Annotated in this window: 1 protein-coding gene; it reads left to right on the top strand. The window is 31.8% G+C overall.

Annotated features, from left to right (window positions below):
• The first annotated feature begins 38 nt into the window (after nt 1-38).
• The gene (locus tag B1A98_RS20005) at nt 39-833 is read left to right on the top strand and encodes an SMI1/KNR4 family protein (protein ID WP_063384395.1); all 795 of its coding nucleotides are present in this window, start codon (nt 39-41) and stop codon (nt 831-833) included.
• Nucleotides 834-1,232 lie beyond the last annotated feature (399 nt).

Genomic DNA, 1,232 nt, shown 5'->3' with positions numbered 1-1,232 from the left:
TATAATGATGAAAAATGAAGAGAATAGGAAGTGATTTAATGAAGATATGGAGAAATGAACCCGATGACATGTACAAATTACGAGATTTGAATGAAACAGATATTAAACAAGCAGAACAATTTTTTTCTGTAAAGCTTCCAAAAGAATACATAGATATTCTTCGTGTACAAAATGGAGGCCTTATTATTTACAATGCTTTTCCAACAACGTTTGAAACATCATGGGATGATGACTCTATTTACATCGACCATATTATGGGCATCGGAAAAAAGTATGGAATTTTGGAAAATAATCACTACTTGAATGAATGGGATATGCCTAAAGGTTTGATACTAATCAGTGGAGACGGCCACTCATGGATTGCTTTTGATTATAGAAACACAAAAAAGAACCCAGAGATTGTTTATGTTGACAATGAAGAAGAAAAAATATTTACTTTAGCTTCTTCATTTAAAGAATTTTTGAGTAAACTTTATTTAGACGAAGACAAAACTCCTACTGGATACGAAGATTTAACAGTATCCAAAGAGGAAATGGAAAAACATATAAAAGAAAATAATATCGAAAACATTGTTGAATCAATTGATATTCTTGCGCAAAATTTATCGACAGATATTGAATGGTTTAGTAAGAAGCTATTAGAGTTAAGCAAACATGAAAATAATGATGTAAGAGTTAGTGTAGCTTCCTCAACTCTTTATTTACTTCAAATAGGTGAACTAGACGAAAATCAAGAAGTAGTGAAACAGCTTTTCATGAGTATTAAAGCTGATGCCAACGATGATGTTAATTACTATGCACAAGAAATCAAAGATGAATTAGCAACTAAATAAAAATATTATCAATAAACATATACAAGAAGGAAACTCCTGCTGAATCAATATGTTATCCGGCAAGGGGTTTTTTCCTGTCCTTATTTTTTGCTACACATGATTTCATACATCATTGATTCCTCAACTTTGTTCATTTTTTAATCAGCCTGGTAACTGCATAAAAAAGTAAGGTTTTAATCATCAACGTTAAAATTAACTAACTTCACAACCGCATTTATTAATAAGTGAAAATCAACCTGTCCATCTTGATTGATCAATGTTTTCAGCTTCCTATCCAGCTGGATCTCTGCATAAAAAAAGGGGTTTTTATGCATCTCATTTCCTTGCTTTCGCCATAACAAACGAAGCTATAGCAAAAATCATTAAAAAGAAGGCCAGAATTCCGTAGGCTGCGCCTTC

Source organism: Pseudobacillus badius (assembly GCF_002189605.1).
Lineage (GTDB): Bacteria > Bacillota > Bacilli > Bacillales > Domibacillaceae > Pseudobacillus > Pseudobacillus badius.
The sequence above is the reverse complement of the archived record's forward strand: the minus strand, read 5'-3'. Positions and strand labels throughout refer to the sequence as shown.

Coding starts and splice junctions, on each gene's coding strand:
- B1A98_RS20005 (WP_063384395.1), top strand. CDS start 39: ATGAAGATATGGAGAAATGAACCCGATGACATGTACAAATTACGAGAT.